Raw genomic sequence first — 15624 nt, 5'->3', positions numbered from 1 at the left:
AGGAGATGGCACAGGTGACACTCGTCGATCTGCACCTCGGCCCCCGGCCCGACGAGCCGGGGCCACCCATTTCCCGTGGCCCGCTGAGCTATCCGGCCGAGACGACGGAGCGGTTGGCCGTCGACGCCGCCCGCATCCTGGCGCGCTACCCCGAGCCGAGGTCGGCACTGCTGCCGCTGCTGCACCTGGTGCAGTCCGAGGACGGTTACCTCACCCCGGCCGGAATCGCCTTTTGCGCATCGCGATTGAACCTCAGCCCGGCCGAGGTGACCGCCGTCGCGACGTTCTACTCGATGTACCGGCGCACCCCCACCGGGGACTATCTGGTCGGGGTCTGCACCAACACCCTGTGCGCCGTGATGGGCGGCGACGCGATCCTCGAGGTGCTCGAAGAGCATCTCGACCTGCACGCCGGCCAGACCACCGCCGACGGGAAGGTGACCCTCGAACATCTCGAGTGCAACGCGGCGTGCGACTACGCGCCGGTGATCATGGTCAACTGGGAGTTCTTCGACGATCAGACCCCCGCATCGGCGCGCAACCTCGTCGACGACCTCCGCTCGGGCACGCCGGTGAAAGCCACCCGCGGCGGCACGCCGTGCTCGTTCCGCGAGACCTCACGCATCCTGGCCGGGTTCGTCGACCAGCGGCCAGGCGCCAACGACGGGCCCACCGCGGGCGACGCCACCCTGGCGGGGCTGCGTTACGCGCGAGAACACGACATGTCGGCGCCCCACCCCGAGGAATCCCGTTCCACCGCAACGGGACCCGACGACGAGGCCCTGACCGAGCAGGCCGTCCGCGACGAGCCGGCCCCCGGCCCGCAGGCCGATCTGCCACCGACGAACGGGGTACGCTCGTGACGCTGACACCGGTGCTGAGCCGCCATTGGGACGAGCCGTCGTCATGGACGCTGGACTCCTACCGACGCCACGACGGCTACCAGGCGTTGGACCGGGTGCTCGACATGGCGCCCGACGACGTCATCGCCCTGGTCAAGGACTCCGGGTTGCGGGGTCGCGGGGGTGCGGGCTTCCCGACGGGGCAGAAGTGGTCGTTCATTCCACAGGAGCGGAGCCCGCGGAGCGACCAGACGGCGCAGGGCACCGAGGGTGCGGCGGCGAAGCCGCACTATTTGGTGGTCAACGCCGACGAGTCCGAACCGGGCACGTGCAAGGACATTCCGCTGATGATGGCGACGCCGCACGTGCTCGTCGAGGGCGCCATCATCGCGGCCTACGCCATCCGGGCCCGACACGCCTTCGTCTACGTCCGCGGTGAGGTGCTGCCGGTGCTACGACGGCTGCAGGCTGCCGTCGCGGAGGCCTACGAGGCCGGGTTGCTCGGCACCGACATCCTGGGCTCCGGCTTCGATCTGGACCTGGTGGTGCACGCCGGTGCGGGCGCCTACATCTGCGGTGAGGAGACGGCGCTGCTGGACTCCCTGGAGGGTCGGCGTGGACAACCGCGACTGCGGCCACCGTTCCCCGCCGTGGCGGGCCTGTACGCATGCCCGACGGTGGTCAACAACGTCGAGTCGATCGCGAGCGTGCCGGCCGTGATCCGCGGCGGGGTCGACTGGTTCAAGTCGATGGGCTCGGAGAAGTCGCCGGGCTTCACGATGTACTCGCTGTCAGGACACGTCACCACACCGGGTCAATACGAGGCCCCCCTTGGCATCACGCTAAGGGAACTACTCGACTACGCCGGCGGGGTACGGGCCGGCCACGAGCTCAAGTTCTGGACGCCCGGTGGGTCGTCGACGCCGCTCTTCACCTCCGAACACCTCGACGTGCCCTTGGACTACGAGAACGTGGCCGCGGCAGGCTCGATGCTGGGCACCAAGGCACTCCAGATCTTCGACGAGACGGTGTGCGTCGTCCGGGCGGTGCGGCGGTGGACGCAGTTCTACGCCCACGAGTCCTGCGGCAAGTGCACACCGTGCCGCGAGGGCACCTACTGGCTGGCGCAGATCTACGAGCGACTGGAGAACGGGACCGGGCGGGCCGACGACGTCGACAAGCTCCTCGACATCGCCGACGCCATCCTCGGCAAGTCGTTCTGCGCACTCGGTGACGGCGCGGCGAGCCCGATCATGTCCTCGCTCAAGTACTTCCGCGAGGAGTACGTCGCGCACCTCGAGGGCGGGTGCCCCTTCGACCCGTACGCCTCGATGCTGGCCGCACCGGAAGGAGTGGGCGTATGACGCTGGCCGAGCCCACCAAAGGCACCACCGACGTCGAGATGGTGTCGCTGACGATCGACGATCACCAGATCAGCGTTCCCAAGGGCACCTTGGTGATTCGTGCTGCCGAGTTGATGGGCATTCAGATCCCCCGGTTCTGCGATCACCCGTTGCTCGACCCCGTCGGCGCCTGCCGGCAGTGTCTCGTCGAGGTCGAGGGCCAGCGCAAGCCGATGGCGTCGTGCACCATCACCGTCACCCCGGACATGGTGGTCCGCACGCAGCTGACGTCGGAGGCGGCCGACAAGGCGCAGCACGGCGTGATGGAGCTGCTGCTGATCAACCATCCGCTGGACTGTCCGGTCTGCGACAAGGGCGGTGAGTGCCCCTTGCAAAACCAGGCAATGTCCAACGGCCAGGCCGACACTCGCTTCACCGACGTCAAGCGCACCTTTCCCAAGCCGATCAACCTGTCCACCCAGGTGCTGCTGGACCGTGAACGCTGCGTGCTGTGCGCGCGCTGCACGCGATTCTCCAACCAGATCGCCGGCGACCCGTTCATCGAACTCCTCGAGCGGGGCGCTCTCCAACAGGTGGGCATCGGCGCGGGAGATGACGCGGCGGCCTTTGACTCCTACTTCTCGGGCAACACCGTTCAGATCTGCCCGGTGGGCGCGCTGACCGGAACCGCCTACCGGTTCCGCGCCCGGCCCTTCGACCTGGTGTCGACCCCCAGCGTCTGCGAGCACTGCGCCTCGGGGTGCGCACAACGCACCGATCACCGACGCGGCCGAGTGCTGCGCCGCCTCGCCGGCGACGACCCGACGGTCAACGAGGAATGGAACTGCGACAAGGGGCGCTGGGCGTTCACCTACGCCATCCAGGGTGACCGCATCGCGACTCCCCTGATCCGGGAGGCCGACGGCAGCCAGCGCCCGGCGTCGTGGTCGGAGGCCGTCGCCGTCGCCGTCCGCGGGCTGACCACGGCGGGCCCGCGCACCGGGGTCCTGGTCGGCGGGCGGCTGACCCTGGAGGACGCCTGGGCCTACTCCAAGTTCGCCCGAATCGTCCTGGGGACCAACGACGTCGACTTCCGCAGTCGCGCACACTCGGCGGAGGAGGCCGACTTCCTGGCCGCCGCCGTCGCCGGGCGCCCGATGTCGGTTACCTACGCCGATCTCGACGCCGCGTCGTCGGTGCTGCTGGTCGGCTTGGAGCCCGAAGAGGAATCGCCGATCGTCTATCTGAGGCTGCGCAAGGCGGCGCGCAAGCGTGGTGTGCGGGTCACCTCGATCGCGCCGTTCGCCACCCGGGGGCTGCAGAAGATGAACGGGGCCCTCGTCACCACCGTCCCGGGCGACGAGGCCGCCGTTCTCGACGCGCTCGGCGACGGCGTCGACGCCGGCACGGTGGTGCTGGTCGGCGAACGGCTGGCCACGGCACCCGGGGCGTACTCCGCGGTGTTGCGGCTCGCCGACCGCACGGGCGCCCGGATCGGATGGGTCCCGCGTCGTGCCGGCGAGCGTGGCGCCCTGGAAGCCGGTGCGGCACCGCATCTCCTGCCCGGTGGCCGCCCGATCGCCAACCCCGCCGCACGCACCGAGATGGCCGCGGCGTGGCACGTCGACGAGCTTCCCGCCGAGCCTGGCCGCGACACGGCGGGCATCCTCGCCGCCGCCGCCGACGGCTCGCTGGATGCACTGCTCGTCGCCGGTGTGGAGATCGCCGACCTGCCCGATCCGGCCGCCGCCCTTGCCGCGGTCGACGCCGCCCCGTTCGTCGTCAGCCTCGAACTGCGGCACAGCGCCGTCACCGAACGCGCCGACGTCGTGTTCCCCGTGGCGCCGGTGACCGAGAAGTCCGGCACGTTCGTCACGTGGGAGGGCCGCGCACGGTCCTTCGAACCCGCCCTGCCGCCCAATGCGACTCCGGACTCCCGCGTCCTGGCCGCCTTGGCCGAGGAGGTCGGCGTGCACCTGGGTCTGCGCGACGCCGCCGAGGCCCGCGCCGAGATTCAACGCGTCGGCAGTTGGGAGGGCGCACCGACCGCGGCCCCGAGCGTGCCCGTCCCCCGGCCGTCGGTCCCACAGCCCGGGCGGGCGGTGCTGGCGGGCTGGCGAATGCTGCTCGACGCCGGCCGCCTGCAGGACGGCGAACCGCACCTGGCGGGTACGGCGAGGACACCGGTGGCGCGATTGTCGCCCTCGACCGCGGCGGACATCGGTGCCCGTGACGGCCAACCGGTCACCGTCACCACCGACCGGGGAGCGGTGACGCTGCCCCTGGCGGTGACGGAGATGGCCGACGGGGTGGTCTGGCTGCCACTCAATTCGGTTGGCTCGCAGGTGAACGCGACGTTGGGCGTCGCGCCAGGAGCGACGGTGGACGTCACGGCCGGAGGCGGGCAGCCGTGACCTATCCCGACCTGAGTTCCTTTGGTCACGACCCATGGTGGCTCGTGGTGGCCAAGTCACTGGGCATCTTCGTGTTCCTGTTGCTCACCGTGCTCGTCGCCATCCTGCTGGAGCGCAAGATCCTCGGCCGCATGCAGATGCGCTTCGGCCCCAACCGCGTTGGCCCCTTCGGGTTGCTTCAGAGCCTGGCCGACGGGGTCAAGCTCGCGCTCAAGGAAGGCCTCATCCCCGCCGGGGTCGACAAGCCGATCTACCTGGCGGCGCCGGTCATCGCCGTCATCCCCGCATTCATGGCGTTCGCGGTGATCCCGATGGGCGGTCTGGTGAGCGTCTTCGGCACGCGCACCGCCCTGCAGCTGACCGATCTGCCCGTCGCGGTGCTCTACGTGCTCGCGGTGACGTCGATCGGCGTCTACGGAATCGTGTTGGCGGGCTGGGCATCCGGCTCGACCTATCCCCTGCTGGGCGGGCTGCGCTCCAGCGCCCAGGTGATCTCCTACGAAATTGCCATGGCGTTGTGCTTCGCCGCGGTCTTCCTCTACGCGGGCACCATGTCCACCTCGGAGATCGTGGCCAAGCAGCAGGGGCTGTGGTTCGTCTTCCTGCTGCTGCCGTCCTTCCTGATCTACGCCGTCTCCATGGTCGGCGAGACCAACCGAGCGCCCTTCGACCTGCCAGAGGCAGAGGGCGAACTGGTCGGCGGCTTCCACACCGAGTACTCCTCGCTCAAATTCGCGATGTTCATGCTCGCCGAGTACGTCAACATGACCACCGTCGCGGCCTTGGCCACCACGCTGTTCCTCGGTGGGTGGCAGGCCCCGTGGCCGTTCACGATGATCGACGGCGCCAACTCCGGCTGGTGGCCGTTGCTGTGGTTCACCCTCAAGGTCTGGTCGTTCATGTTCGGGTTCATGTGGCTGCGGGCGACTCTGCCGCGACTGCGCTACGACCAGTTCATGGGGCTGGGGTGGAAGATCCTCATTCCGATCTCGCTGGGCTGGATCATGACGGTCGCCGTGGTGCGCACACTGCGCAACGAGGGGTACGGCGACCTCGTCGTCGTCCTCGTCTCGACCGGTGCCTTCCTCGCCCTGCTGCTCCTGGTCTACCTGTGGCGGACGTTGCGATACAAGCGAACCCGAGCCCAGCGCCTCGCCGATCCGCCGTCGACGGCACCGGGGGCCTTCCCCGTGCCACCCATCCCCGCGAAGGAGCCCGCCGATGCCTAAGCGGCCCCACCTCGTCGACGCCCTCGCCGGTTTCGCCGTCACGTTCACGACGATGTTCAAGAAGCCGGTCACCGAGCAGTACCCGGAGAAACCCGGGCCGACGGCCAAGCGCTACCACGGCCGGCATCAGCTCAACCGCTACGAGGACGGCCTCGAGAAGTGCATCGGGTGCGAACTCTGCGCCTGGGCGTGCCCGGCCGACGCGATCTTCGTCGAGGGAGCCGACAACACCGAGGCGGAGCGCTTCTCCCCCGGCGAACGATACGGCCGCGTCTACCAGATCAACTATCTGCGGTGCATCGGCTGCGGCCTGTGCATCGAGGCCTGCCCCACCCGTGCGCTGACCATGACCAACGACTACGAGATGGCCGACGACAACCGCGCCGACCTGATCTACGGCAAGGCCAAGCTGCTCGCACCGCTCACACCCGACATGACGGCCCCGCCGCACGCCATGGCGCCCGGCAGCACCGACGAGGACTACTACCGAGGCAACATCCGGTCCGACGGCCTGGCCACCCCGCTTGGCATGCCGACACTGAAGTCCCGGGACGCCGTCCTATGACCCACGACGTCGTCCTCCTCGCCGCCGACACCGTCTACCGCACCTCGACGACGGAGGCCGTCACCTTCTGGGTGCTGGGCACCCTCGCGGTGCTGGGTGCGGTCGCCGTGGTCGCGGCCCCCAAGGCGGTCTACTCGGCGATCTTCCTGGCGCTCACCATGATCGTGCTGGCCGTCCTCTACATCGCCCAGGACGCCCTGTTCCTCGGCGTCGTGCAGATCGTGGTCTACACCGGCGCGGTGATGATGCTGTTCCTGTTCGTCCTGATGCTGATCGGCGTCGACTCCGCCGACTCCCTGGTGGAAACCATTCGCGGACAACGCTTCGCGGCAATCGGCGCGGGTGCGGCGTTCGGCATCCTGATCATCGCCGGCGTCGGCAACGTCTCGGCCACCGGGTTCACGGGGCTGGCCCAGGCGAATGCCGGAGGCAACGTCGACGGCTTGGCCGCGTTGATCTTCGTCCGCTACCTCTGGGCGTTCGAGCTGACCAGTGCGCTGCTGATCACCGCGACCGTGGCAGCCATGGTGCTGACCCACCGCGAGCGCATCGACCGCCGCAAGACCCAGCGCGAACTCGCCACCGAGCGCTTCGCCCCCGGCGGTCACCCCACACCAATGCCCAATCCCGGTGTCTACGCGCGACACAATGCGGTCGACGTGGCGGCTCGACTGCCCGACGGCTCCGACGCCGCGACCTCGGTCAGCGGCATCCTGCCGCCGCGCACCATGGCGTCGAAGAACGGAGCGGCCTCGTGAACCCGGCGAACTACCTCTACCTGTCGGCGATGCTGTTCACCATCGGTGCGGCGGGAGTACTGTTGCGGCGCAACGCCATCGTGATGTTCATGTGCGTCGAGCTGATGCTCAACGCCGCCAACCTGGCCTTCGTGACGTTCTCCCGGATGCACGGTCACCTCGACGGTCAGGTCGTCGCGTTCTTCACCATGGTCGTCGCGGCCTGTGAGGTCGTGGTCGGGCTGGCCATCATCATGACCATCTTCCGGGCCAGACAGTCCGCCTCGGTCGACGGCGCGAACCTGTTGAGGCACTAGTGATGGCCCCCGTCTGGCTGCTCATCGCGCTGCCACTGCTCGGCGCGGGCGTCCTCCTGCTGGGCGGCAAGGCCACCGACGCGTGGGGGCATCTGCTGGGCTGCGCGACGGTGCTGGGTTCCTTCGTGCTCGGCGTCGTCCTGTTCGTCGGCCTGCTCGACGTACCCGCCGAGGATCGCGGCGTCCACGAGCATCTCTTCACCTGGGTGCCCGTTGGGCAGTTGCGGGTGGACTTCGGGTTGCAACTCGACCAGCTGTCGGTGTGTTTCGTGCTGCTGATCACGGGTGTGGGCTTTCTGATCCACCTCTATTCCGTGGGGTACATGGCGCACGATCCCGAGCGCAGGCGGTTCTTTGCCTACCTGAACCTCTTCGTCTCGGCGATGCTCCTCCTCGTGCTGGCCGACAACTACCTCGGCCTCTACATGGGTTGGGAGGGCGTCGGATTGGCGTCCTATCTGCTGATCGGATTCTGGCAGCACAAACCGTCGGCCGCCACTGCCGCCAAGAAGGCCTTCGTCGTCAACCGGGTCGGTGACATCGGGTTGGCCCTTGCCCTCATGGTGATGTTCGCCAACCTGGGCACCGTGTCCTACGAGGGCGTGTTCTCCGGCGCGGGTCAGCTGTCGCACGGAGCCGTGACGGCCATCGGCCTGCTGCTCCTGCTGGCCGCCTGTGGCAAGTCCGCCCAGGTGCCGCTGCAGTCGTGGCTCGGCGACGCGATGGAGGGTCCGACGCCGGTGTCGGCGCTCATCCACGCCGCCACGATGGTGACGGCCGGCGTGTACCTCATCGTGCGCTCCGGGCCCATCTACGACTCGGCCCCCGACGCGCGCCTCGGCGTAGTCATCGTCGGTGCGGTCACCCTGCTGTTCGGCGCCGTCATCGGCTGCGCGAAGGACGACATCAAGAAGGCGCTCGCCGCGTCGACGATGAGCCAGATCGGCTACATGGTGCTCGCCGCCGGCCTCGGACCGGCCGGGTACGCCATCGCGATCATGCACCTGCTGACCCACGGTTTCTTCAAGGCCGGGCTGTTCCTCGGCGCCGGATCGGTGATGCACGGCATGGACGACGAGACCGACATGCGGCGCTACGGCGGGCTGCGCACGGTCATGCCGATCACGTTCGTCACCTTCGGCCTCGGCTATCTCGCGATCATCGGCGTGCCGCCGTTCGCCGGATTCTTCTCCAAAGACGCCATCATCGAAACCGCGTTCGCCGCAGGCGGTGTCACGGGCATCCTGCTCGGCGGAGCCACTCTGCTGGGGGCCGGCATCACGGCGTTCTACATGACCCGGGTCATGCTGATGACGTTCTTCGGGGAGCGGCGCTGGGCGGCCCACAATCGTCCCCACGAGTCCCCGGCCAGCATGACCATCCCCATGATCGTCCTCGCGGTCGGATCGGTCGGCGCCGGTGCACTGCTGGCCGTCGGGGGCACCCTCGAGCACTGGCTCGAGCCCGTCGTCGGCGCGCACCCCGAAGCGGCACACGCCATTCCGGTGTGGCTGATGACGACCGTGACGCTCGTCGTGGTGGCCGTGGGCATCGCCGTCGCCTACCGGCTGTACGCCACCCGCGCCATACCAGAAGTCGCGCCGCAGAACGTCTCCGCGTTGACCGTCGCCGCCCGCCGCGACCTCTACGGAGACGCGTTCAACGAGGATGTCCTGATGCGCGGCGGCCAGGTGCTGACCAGGGGTCTCGTCGAGATCGACGACGACGGCATCGACGACGTGTCCCGCGGTCTCGGCGCCCTCGTCGGCGGCGCGTCGCAGCGGTTGCGGCAGGTGCAGACCGGCTTCGCGCGCTCGTATGCGTTGTCCATGCTCGGTGGCGCCGCCCTGGTGGTCGCCGCGATTCTGGCGGTGAGGGTCTGGTGAACGGCATGCCGTGGCTGACGATGCTGTGGGCAGTGCCGATGGTCGGTGCCGCCGTGGTGATCCTGTTGCCCGCTGCCGCACGGCATCTCGCGAAGTATCTGGCGCTGGTGCTGTCGCTGGTCGTCTTGGCGATCACGGTGCTGCTGGCCGTCACGTTCGACCCCGCGGGTGCCCAATATCAATTCGTCGAGGACCACGCCTGGATCCCGTCGTTCGGGACGGGGTACATCCTCGGTCTCGACGGCATCGCACTGGCACTGGTCGTGCTCACCGCCGTCCTGGTGCCGCTGCTCATCGTCGCCGGTTGGAACGACGCCGGTGACCACGGCAGGTCAGCGCACGCGTATCTGGCGCTGATCCTGGCCGTCGAAGGCATGGTCCTGATCTCGCTGACGGCGCTGGACGTGCTTCTGTTCTACGTGTTCTTCGAGGCGATGCTGATCCCGATGTACTTCCTCATCGGTGGCTTCGGGGGTGCGCACCGGTCGGCCGCGGCCGTGAAGTTCCTGCTGTACAACCTCTTCGGCGGTCTCATCATGCTCGCCGCGGTCATCGGGCTGTACGTGGTGACCGCCAAGAGCGACGCCTTCCCCACGGGCACGTTCGACTTCCGGGCGATCGTGGCGGCGGTGGCGAACGGGTCGCTGAACGTCGACCCTGCGGTGCTCAACGCCCTGTTCCTCGGGTTCATGTTCGCCTTCGCGGTCAAGGCGCCGCTGTGGCCGTTCCACCGGTGGCTACCCGATGCGGCCGTGGAGTCCACACCCGCGACGGCGGTCTTGATGATGGCCGTGGTCGACAAGGTCGGCACCTTCGGCATGCTTCGGTACTGCCTGCAACTGTTTCCCGACGCGTCGACGACGTTCCGGCCGTTCGTCATCACGCTCGCGGTGATCGGCATCGTCTACGGCGCCATCGTGGCGATCGGGCAGACCGACGTGATGCGGCTGATCTCCTACACGTCGATTTCGCACTTCGGTTTCATCATCCTTGGCATCTTCGTGATGACGACCCAGGGGCAAACCGGGTCGACGCTCTACATGGTCAACCACGGCATCTCGACGGCCGCGCTGTTCCTGATCGCCGGATTCCTGGTCTCCCGCAGGGGAAGTCGGGCCATCGCCGCCTTCGGAGGGGTGCAGAAGGTGGCACCCGTGCTGGCCGGCACGTTCCTCGTCGCCGGTTTGGCGACGCTGTCGCTGCCCGGGCTCGCACCGTTCATCAGTGAATTCCTGGTCCTGCTTGGCACGTTCACCACCTATCCCGCCCTAGCGGTCCTGGCGTCGTCGGCGCTGGTGCTGTCCGCGATCTACATCCTCTGGATGTATCAGCGCATGATGACCGGACCCGTCGCGGTGGACAACGAGACGCTGCGGGATCTGGTGCCGCGCGAGCTGCTGGTGGTGGCGCCGCTGATCGCTCTGCTGTTGGTGCTGGGCATCTACCCGAAGCCGGTCCTAGACGTCGTCGACCCCGCCGTCGGTCACACGCTGACGACCATCGGCCAGCAGGACCCGGCGCCCCGCGTCGCCGAAGGGAGACCCGACCAGTGACGATCACCCCACCCACCGTCGAGTACGGACTGGTCTCACCGATGCTGATCGTCCTGGGCGTCGCCGTGCTCGGCGTCCTGGCCGAGGCGTTCCTTCCCCGCGCCGCGCGGTATCCGGTACAGCTGGCGTTGGCGATCGGCGGTCAGGTCGCCGCATTGGTCGCCGTGGTCGTGCAGTGGATCGGGCTCGGGTCGTCGGTGGGCCGGACAGCGGTGATGGGTGCGGTCGCCGTGGACCAGCCCGCGCTCTTCCTCCAGGGGACGCTGCTGACGGTCGGCATTCTCGGCACGCTGCTGATCGCCGAGCGCCGCATCACCTCCGAGGTGGGCGTCGACGACGGGGCAGGCGGCCTGGACGCGTTCACCCCGATGGCGTCGACCGTGCCGGGCAGCGTCGCCGAGAAGCTCGCCAGCAAGGCCGGTGTGGCGCAGACCGAGATCTTTCCGCTGACGATGTTCGCCCTCGGCGGCATGATGCTGTTCGGCTCCTCCGACGATCTGTTGACCCTCTTCGTCGCGCTCGAGGTGTTCTCGTTGCCGCTCTACCTGATGTGCGGGCTGGCCCGGCGACGGCGTCTGCTATCCCAGGAGGCGGCGCTCAAGTACTTCCTGTTGGGTGCGTTCTCGTCGGCGTTCTTCCTGTACGGAATCGCGCTGTTGTACGGCTATTCCGGCTCTTTGAGCCTCAGCGGCATCCGGGAACAATCCTCCGCCGACACGAGCATGGCTTTGGTCGGTATCGGTCTGCTGTCGGTCGGCGTGCTGTTCAAAGTCGGTGCGGTGCCCTTTCATTCGTGGATTCCGGACGTCTACCAGGGTGCGCCGACACCCGTCACCGCCTTCATGGCAGCGGCCACCAAGATCGCCGCCTTCGGGGCCATGCTGCGCATCTTCTACGTCGCCTTGCCCGACTTCCGGGCCGACTGGCGCCCGTTGATGTGGGGTGTCGCGATCCTCACGATGGTGGTCGGCACGGTCACCGCGGTGTCCCAGAACGACGTCAAACGCATGCTGGCCTACTCGTCGGTCGCCCATGCGGGCTTCATTCTCACCGGCGTGATTGCGCTGACCGACAGTGGCGTCTCTGCGACGCTGTTCTATCTGTTCGCCTACGGCTTCAGCACTCTCGGCGCGTTCGCGGTGGTGAGCGTCGTCCGCAACGCCGCCGGAGAAGAGGAGACCAACATGCTCCGCTGGGCGGGGCTGGGCCGGTCCCATCCCCTTGTGGGCGTGGTGTTCTCACTGTTCCTGCTTGCCTTTGCGGGCATTCCGCTGACCAGTGGCTTCGTCAGCAAGTTCGCGGTGTTCAAGGCGGCCGCCGAGGGTGGCGCGACACCGCTGGTGATCGTCGGCGTCTGCGCGAGCGCCGTCGCGGCGTACTTCTACGTCCGCGTGATCGTACTGCTGTTCTTCACCGACCCACCCGAGGACGGCCCCACCGTGGTGGTGCCAAGTGCGCTCAGCATGGCCACCGTGACGCTCAGTGCCGCGATCACCCTGGCGCTGGGTGCGCTGCCTCAGCCGATCCTCGACCTGGTGAACTCCGCCCACCAATTCGTCGGCTAATTGAACCGGCCAGCCCGCCGGATCGTGTCAAGATCAATCGACCATCGAACAAGGACGTTCCCATGCCCGCCTTTCCCGCCCTGACCCACGTCGCCCTGACGGTGCGCGACCTCGGGGTCAGCGCACCCTGGCACCAAAAGCTGATCGGCACCGAACCACTGATCGAGGAGGACACCGACGCCGGCTTCCGGCACGTCGTGTGGGCGCTGCCGAACGACACCCTGCTCGGGATCCACCAACACACCACGGCCGCCCCGGACGAGCGGTTCAGCGAATTCCGGGTGGGCCTGGACCACGTGGCGTTCCTATGCGGCTCGCGAACCGAACTGCAGGAATGGGAGACGCGCCTCGACGAACTCGGCGTCGAGCACGGCGGCATCGTCGACGCACCGTACGGCTCGGGCTTGAGCTTCCGGGATCCCGACGGGTCCGCCCTGGAGTTCTTCGCTCCGCCCGCGGAGGCCTAGGGGCCCGCCGGCGAGTCGTCGTCGGACCCGGCCATCAACACGTTCCACGCCTCGCGCCGTTTGCGGTCCTGAACTTCCTTGCGCCACTGCGTGCCGCGCTGACTGAAGTGGCCCTCGGCCGCACGCTCGGCGATCTCGGTGATTCGGCGACCCAACACCAGCGCCTCGCCGATCGTCATCGTCAGCAGGACCCCGGCGCGGTCACCGTCCGGCCGACCCACGGGGTCGACCACTACCCGGGCCGTCTCCGCCCGACCGTCGGCGTCGTCGGTCCACGGCGGCGTGGAGTACACCTCAGGCACTCCGTCCTCGTCGTTCAGGGTCAGCTGCACGTACATGGGGTCAACGGTACTGCTTCGAGCTGACGGTCGACGGGCGTCGACTCACGGGGTCCGGGTCACCGCGACGAGTTCGACGGCGGCCGCGGTCACGGTGTCGCGAAGCCACCTGTGCCTCGCGTCGTCCTGCACGAGCGGATGCCAGGCCATCGAATAGTTCAGCGTCTCGACTTCGGTCGGCGCGTTCAGCACTCGCATGACGGCCCGGTCGACGCACGGGTCGACGAGCAAGGCGGGCACGGTCATCACGAGATCCGTGCCCGCGACCGCCTGCAGCCCGGCCGCATGGAACGGCACGACCAGGTCTGCTCGCCGGGCCAATCCGAGCGCGCCGAGCGCCAAGTCGACAGCGGGTTGGGTGCCGTCGACGATGTCGACGACCACGTGATGGCACTGCAGATAGGCGTCGAGGTCGAGGCCTGGTTCGTCGGCGAGCGGGTGCCCACGGTCGACCACGCACACGAACCGCTCGGTGAACAGCCGCGCCACGTCGACGCCGGGCGGCTCCGGCCCGCCGAAGAAGACCAGGTCGAGGTCCCCACTGCCAAGCTCCTCCAACACTCGCCGGTGCCAGGGACTGAACCGCAGCGTCGACTGCGCCGACGCGGCGCGCACCCGCCGGTACAGGAGCGGGGTCAGCACGCTGACGATGTAGTCACTTCCCGCCAGCCGTAGGTCGAGTGCCGCGTCACGGGGGTCGAAGCCGTCGGGGCTGAAGACGGCGTCGAGCTGCGGCACCACCGACGCCAGTTGAGCTCGCAGCCGGCGGGCTCGCGGTGTCAGCCGGTACTCCCCGTCGGTACGGACGAGGAGTTCGTCGTCGAGGACCCGGCGGAGCCGCTGCAGCGCCCGGCTCATGGCCGGCTGACTGAGACCGACCCGGCTGGCAGCGCGGGAGATCTGCTTCTCCTCGAGCAGTGCGACGAGGGGCGACAGGAGGTTGAGATCCACCCGGGCGAAGTTCTGCGAATGCACTCGGACAGCCTAGGCGTCATGCGTGTCGCGCATTCAAACCATGCGAAGTATGCACGTGACAACGTGGCTGGCAAGTCCGCACGATGGACGCAACCACGACGTGAGGAGTCTGCCGATGAAGATCAGCGGTAACACCATCTTCATTCCCGGGTCGACGAGCGGCATCGGCCTGGCGCTCGCGCTGGCCCTGCGCGACAAGGGAAACACCGTCATCGTCGGCGGCCGACGAGCCGAGCTGCTGGACCAGATCGCCGCCGAGCATCCAGACCTCGCGACAGTGCAGATCGACGTCTCCGATCCGGCGTCCATCTCGGCCGCCGCCGAGAAGGTCATCCGCTCGCACCCCGATCTCAACGTCCTGGGACCGATCCGGAAGCTTGCGGCATTCGTCGAACACCTGCAGACCCAACCCTCGGCCACCGTCATCACGGTCTCGTCGGGCCTTGCCTTCGCACCGCTGAAGGCCACGCCAAGCTACAACGCCTCCAAGGCGGCCGTGCACATGCTGACCGAATCACTGCGGCTTCAATATGCCGACACCGCAGTCGAATTCAAGGAGCTGGTGCCGCCGTCGGTGGCCACCGACCTCATTCCCGGTCAACGCGACAGTTCCTTCGCCATGCCACTGGACGAGTTCGTCGCCGAGGTCGTCGACGTCCTCGAACAGCACCCCGAGGCCGACGAAATCCTGGTCGAACGGGTGAAGTTCCTCCGCTACGGCGAGGCACGGGGCGACTACACCGACGTGGTCGCCACCTTGAACGCCTCCGACCCCGCGTCCTCGGGCGCCTAGGACTTCACGCCGTGTACGACGATCGCGGCGGTCTGTTCCACCCAGGAGTCGTCCAACGACCCGGCAGGATCCAGCAGTAGCCGCAAGAGGGTTGCGCCGCCGATGATTTCGATCAGTCGATCGGGGTCGACGTCCGCGTTCACCTCGCCGCGGTCGACGGCGTGCACCAGACGTTCGCGGACGACCCCGAAGAGTCCGACGAATCGACCCATCACGCGCGCGTTCAGCCCGGGATCGTCGGCCATGTCGGCGATGAGCCCCGGCAGCGCGGCCCGCACCGCCGGACTGGTGAACACGTCGCGTGCGGCGGCGACCATCGCGCGCACGTCGGCACTGATGTCACCCTCGGGTGCACCCAATGCCGTCGGCGCCACGGGAAAGGCTGCCTCGTGCACCAATTCGGCCTTGCTCGACCACCGCCGGTACAGAGCGGTCTTGGTGGTGCCGGCCCGCTCGGCCACCCCGGCCATCGTCAGGTTCGCGTAGCCGACGTCGACGAGCAGGCTCGCAGCCGCTTCCAGGATGGCGGCGTCGATGCGTGGGTCGCGCGGACGTCCCGCGTTGGGGGTCTCGACAACGCCACCGGGATCTGCTTTCATA

At 68.2% G+C, this 15624-nt stretch carries 15 protein-coding genes; 12 read left to right on the top strand and 3 right to left on the bottom strand.

The window, feature by feature from the left end:
* The first annotated feature begins 5 nt into the window (after positions 1 to 5).
* The 11 genes from nuoE (at position 6) to H7K45_RS16725 (ending at position 12918) form a co-directional block, all read left to right on the top strand.
* Positions 6 to 863 carry an NADH-quinone oxidoreductase subunit NuoE gene (nuoE, locus tag H7K45_RS16775; RefSeq protein WP_263996921.1) on the top strand — a complete coding sequence of 286 codons (858 nt, stop codon included), beginning with the start codon at positions 6 to 8 and terminating at the stop codon, positions 861 to 863.
* Positions 860 to 2206: an NADH-quinone oxidoreductase subunit NuoF gene (gene nuoF / locus H7K45_RS16770; protein ID WP_263996920.1), complete on the top strand. Its 1347-nt coding sequence runs from the start codon at positions 860 to 862 to the stop codon at positions 2204 to 2206. Before nuoE ends, nuoF begins: the two co-directional genes overlap by 4 nt.
* The gene (locus H7K45_RS16765; protein ID WP_263996919.1) at positions 2203 to 4599 is read left to right on the top strand and encodes an NADH-quinone oxidoreductase subunit G; all 2397 of its coding nucleotides are present in this window, start codon (positions 2203 to 2205) and stop codon (positions 4597 to 4599) included. Before nuoF ends, H7K45_RS16765 begins: the two co-directional genes overlap by 4 nt.
* Positions 4596 to 5828 carry an NADH-quinone oxidoreductase subunit NuoH gene (gene nuoH, locus H7K45_RS16760; RefSeq protein WP_263996918.1) on the top strand — a complete coding sequence of 411 codons (1233 nt, stop codon included), beginning with the start codon at positions 4596 to 4598 and terminating at the stop codon, positions 5826 to 5828. The genes H7K45_RS16765 and nuoH overlap by 4 nt, the downstream gene beginning before the upstream one ends.
* A complete protein-coding gene (nuoI, locus tag H7K45_RS16755; RefSeq protein WP_263996917.1) occupies positions 5821 to 6393 on the top strand; it encodes an NADH-quinone oxidoreductase subunit NuoI in 573 nt (190 codons plus the stop codon). The genes nuoH and nuoI overlap by 8 nt, the downstream gene beginning before the upstream one ends.
* On the top strand, positions 6390 to 7151 hold the full coding sequence (locus H7K45_RS16750) for an NADH-quinone oxidoreductase subunit J (protein WP_263996916.1): 762 nt from the start codon (positions 6390 to 6392) through the stop codon (positions 7149 to 7151). The genes nuoI and H7K45_RS16750 overlap by 4 nt, the downstream gene beginning before the upstream one ends.
* The gene (gene nuoK, locus H7K45_RS16745) at positions 7148 to 7447 is read left to right on the top strand and encodes an NADH-quinone oxidoreductase subunit NuoK (RefSeq protein ID WP_056555671.1); all 300 of its coding nucleotides are present in this window, start codon (positions 7148 to 7150) and stop codon (positions 7445 to 7447) included. The genes H7K45_RS16750 and nuoK overlap by 4 nt, the downstream gene beginning before the upstream one ends.
* The gene (gene nuoL, locus H7K45_RS16740; RefSeq protein ID WP_263996915.1) at positions 7447 to 9333 is read left to right on the top strand and encodes an NADH-quinone oxidoreductase subunit L; all 1887 of its coding nucleotides are present in this window, start codon (positions 7447 to 7449) and stop codon (positions 9331 to 9333) included. Before nuoK ends, nuoL begins: the two co-directional genes overlap by 1 nt.
* Positions 9334 to 9338: 5 nt before the next feature.
* Entirely contained in the window at positions 9339 to 10886 is a 1548-nt protein-coding gene (locus H7K45_RS16735; RefSeq protein ID WP_276070193.1) for an NADH-quinone oxidoreductase subunit M, read from the top strand.
* A gap of 41 nt (positions 10887 to 10927) precedes the next feature.
* Complete coding sequence (gene nuoN, locus H7K45_RS16730) at positions 10928 to 12451, top strand: NADH-quinone oxidoreductase subunit NuoN (protein ID WP_276070192.1); 1524 nt, start codon at positions 10928 to 10930, stop codon at positions 12449 to 12451.
* A 62-nt stretch (positions 12452 to 12513) separates the two neighbouring features.
* On the top strand, positions 12514 to 12918 hold the full coding sequence (locus H7K45_RS16725; RefSeq protein ID WP_263996912.1) for a VOC family protein: 405 nt from the start codon (positions 12514 to 12516) through the stop codon (positions 12916 to 12918).
* Here the strand turns inward: H7K45_RS16725 and H7K45_RS16720 are convergent.
* Positions 12915 to 13256, bottom strand: coding sequence for a hypothetical protein (locus H7K45_RS16720; RefSeq protein ID WP_263996911.1), 342 nt, complete (start codon positions 13254 to 13256; stop codon positions 12915 to 12917). The two genes, H7K45_RS16725 and H7K45_RS16720, sit on opposite strands and share 4 nt — an antisense overlap.
* A gap of 45 nt (positions 13257 to 13301) precedes the next feature.
* Positions 13302 to 14231 carry a LysR family transcriptional regulator gene (locus tag H7K45_RS16715; RefSeq protein ID WP_263996910.1) on the bottom strand — a complete coding sequence of 310 codons (930 nt, stop codon included), beginning with the start codon at positions 14229 to 14231 and terminating at the stop codon, positions 13302 to 13304.
* Between the two features lie 115 nt (positions 14232 to 14346).
* Between H7K45_RS16715 and H7K45_RS16710 the strand changes: the two genes are divergently transcribed.
* Positions 14347 to 15024 (top strand): SDR family oxidoreductase, encoded by a 678-nt coding sequence (locus H7K45_RS16710; protein ID WP_263996909.1) that lies wholly within the window; start codon positions 14347 to 14349, stop codon positions 15022 to 15024.
* Here H7K45_RS16710 and H7K45_RS16705 read toward each other — a convergent pair.
* Positions 15021 to 15623, bottom strand: coding sequence for a TetR/AcrR family transcriptional regulator (locus H7K45_RS16705; protein ID WP_263996908.1), 603 nt, complete (start codon positions 15621 to 15623; stop codon positions 15021 to 15023). The two genes, H7K45_RS16710 and H7K45_RS16705, sit on opposite strands and share 4 nt — an antisense overlap.
* Position 15624: the final 1 nt, after the last annotated feature.

Origin of the sequence: Mycobacterium yunnanensis (assembly GCF_025823185.1) — a bacterium.
Lineage (GTDB): Bacteria > Actinomycetota > Actinomycetes > Mycobacteriales > Mycobacteriaceae > Mycobacterium > Mycobacterium yunnanensis.
Note: the sequence above shows the minus strand (reverse complement) of the source record. Positions and strands in the feature narration are given on the sequence as shown.

What these genes read in the sequence shown, in the direction of transcription:
- nuoE (WP_263996921.1), top strand. Translation starts at nt 6, where the DNA reads ATGGCACAGGTGACACTCGTCGATCTGCACCTCGGCCCCCGGCCCGAC.
- H7K45_RS16765 (WP_263996919.1), top strand. Translation starts at nt 2,203, where the DNA reads ATGACGCTGGCCGAGCCCACCAAAGGCACCACCGACGTCGAGATGGTG.
- nuoI (WP_263996917.1), top strand. Translation starts at nt 5,821, where the DNA reads ATGCCTAAGCGGCCCCACCTCGTCGACGCCCTCGCCGGTTTCGCCGTC.
- H7K45_RS16750 (WP_263996916.1), top strand. Translation starts at nt 6,390, where the DNA reads ATGACCCACGACGTCGTCCTCCTCGCCGCCGACACCGTCTACCGCACC.
- H7K45_RS16735 (WP_276070193.1), top strand. Translation starts at nt 9,339, where the DNA reads ATGCCGTGGCTGACGATGCTGTGGGCAGTGCCGATGGTCGGTGCCGCC.
- nuoN (WP_276070192.1), top strand. Translation starts at nt 10,928, where the DNA reads ATGCTGATCGTCCTGGGCGTCGCCGTGCTCGGCGTCCTGGCCGAGGCG.
- H7K45_RS16725 (WP_263996912.1), top strand. Translation starts at nt 12,514, where the DNA reads ATGCCCGCCTTTCCCGCCCTGACCCACGTCGCCCTGACGGTGCGCGAC.
- H7K45_RS16720 (WP_263996911.1), bottom strand. Translation starts at nt 13,256, where the DNA reads ATGTACGTGCAGCTGACCCTGAACGACGAGGACGGAGTGCCTGAGGTG.
- H7K45_RS16710 (WP_263996909.1), top strand. Translation starts at nt 14,347, where the DNA reads ATGAAGATCAGCGGTAACACCATCTTCATTCCCGGGTCGACGAGCGGC.
- H7K45_RS16705 (WP_263996908.1), bottom strand. Translation starts at nt 15,623, where the DNA reads ATGAAAGCAGATCCCGGTGGCGTTGTCGAGACCCCCAACGCGGGACGT.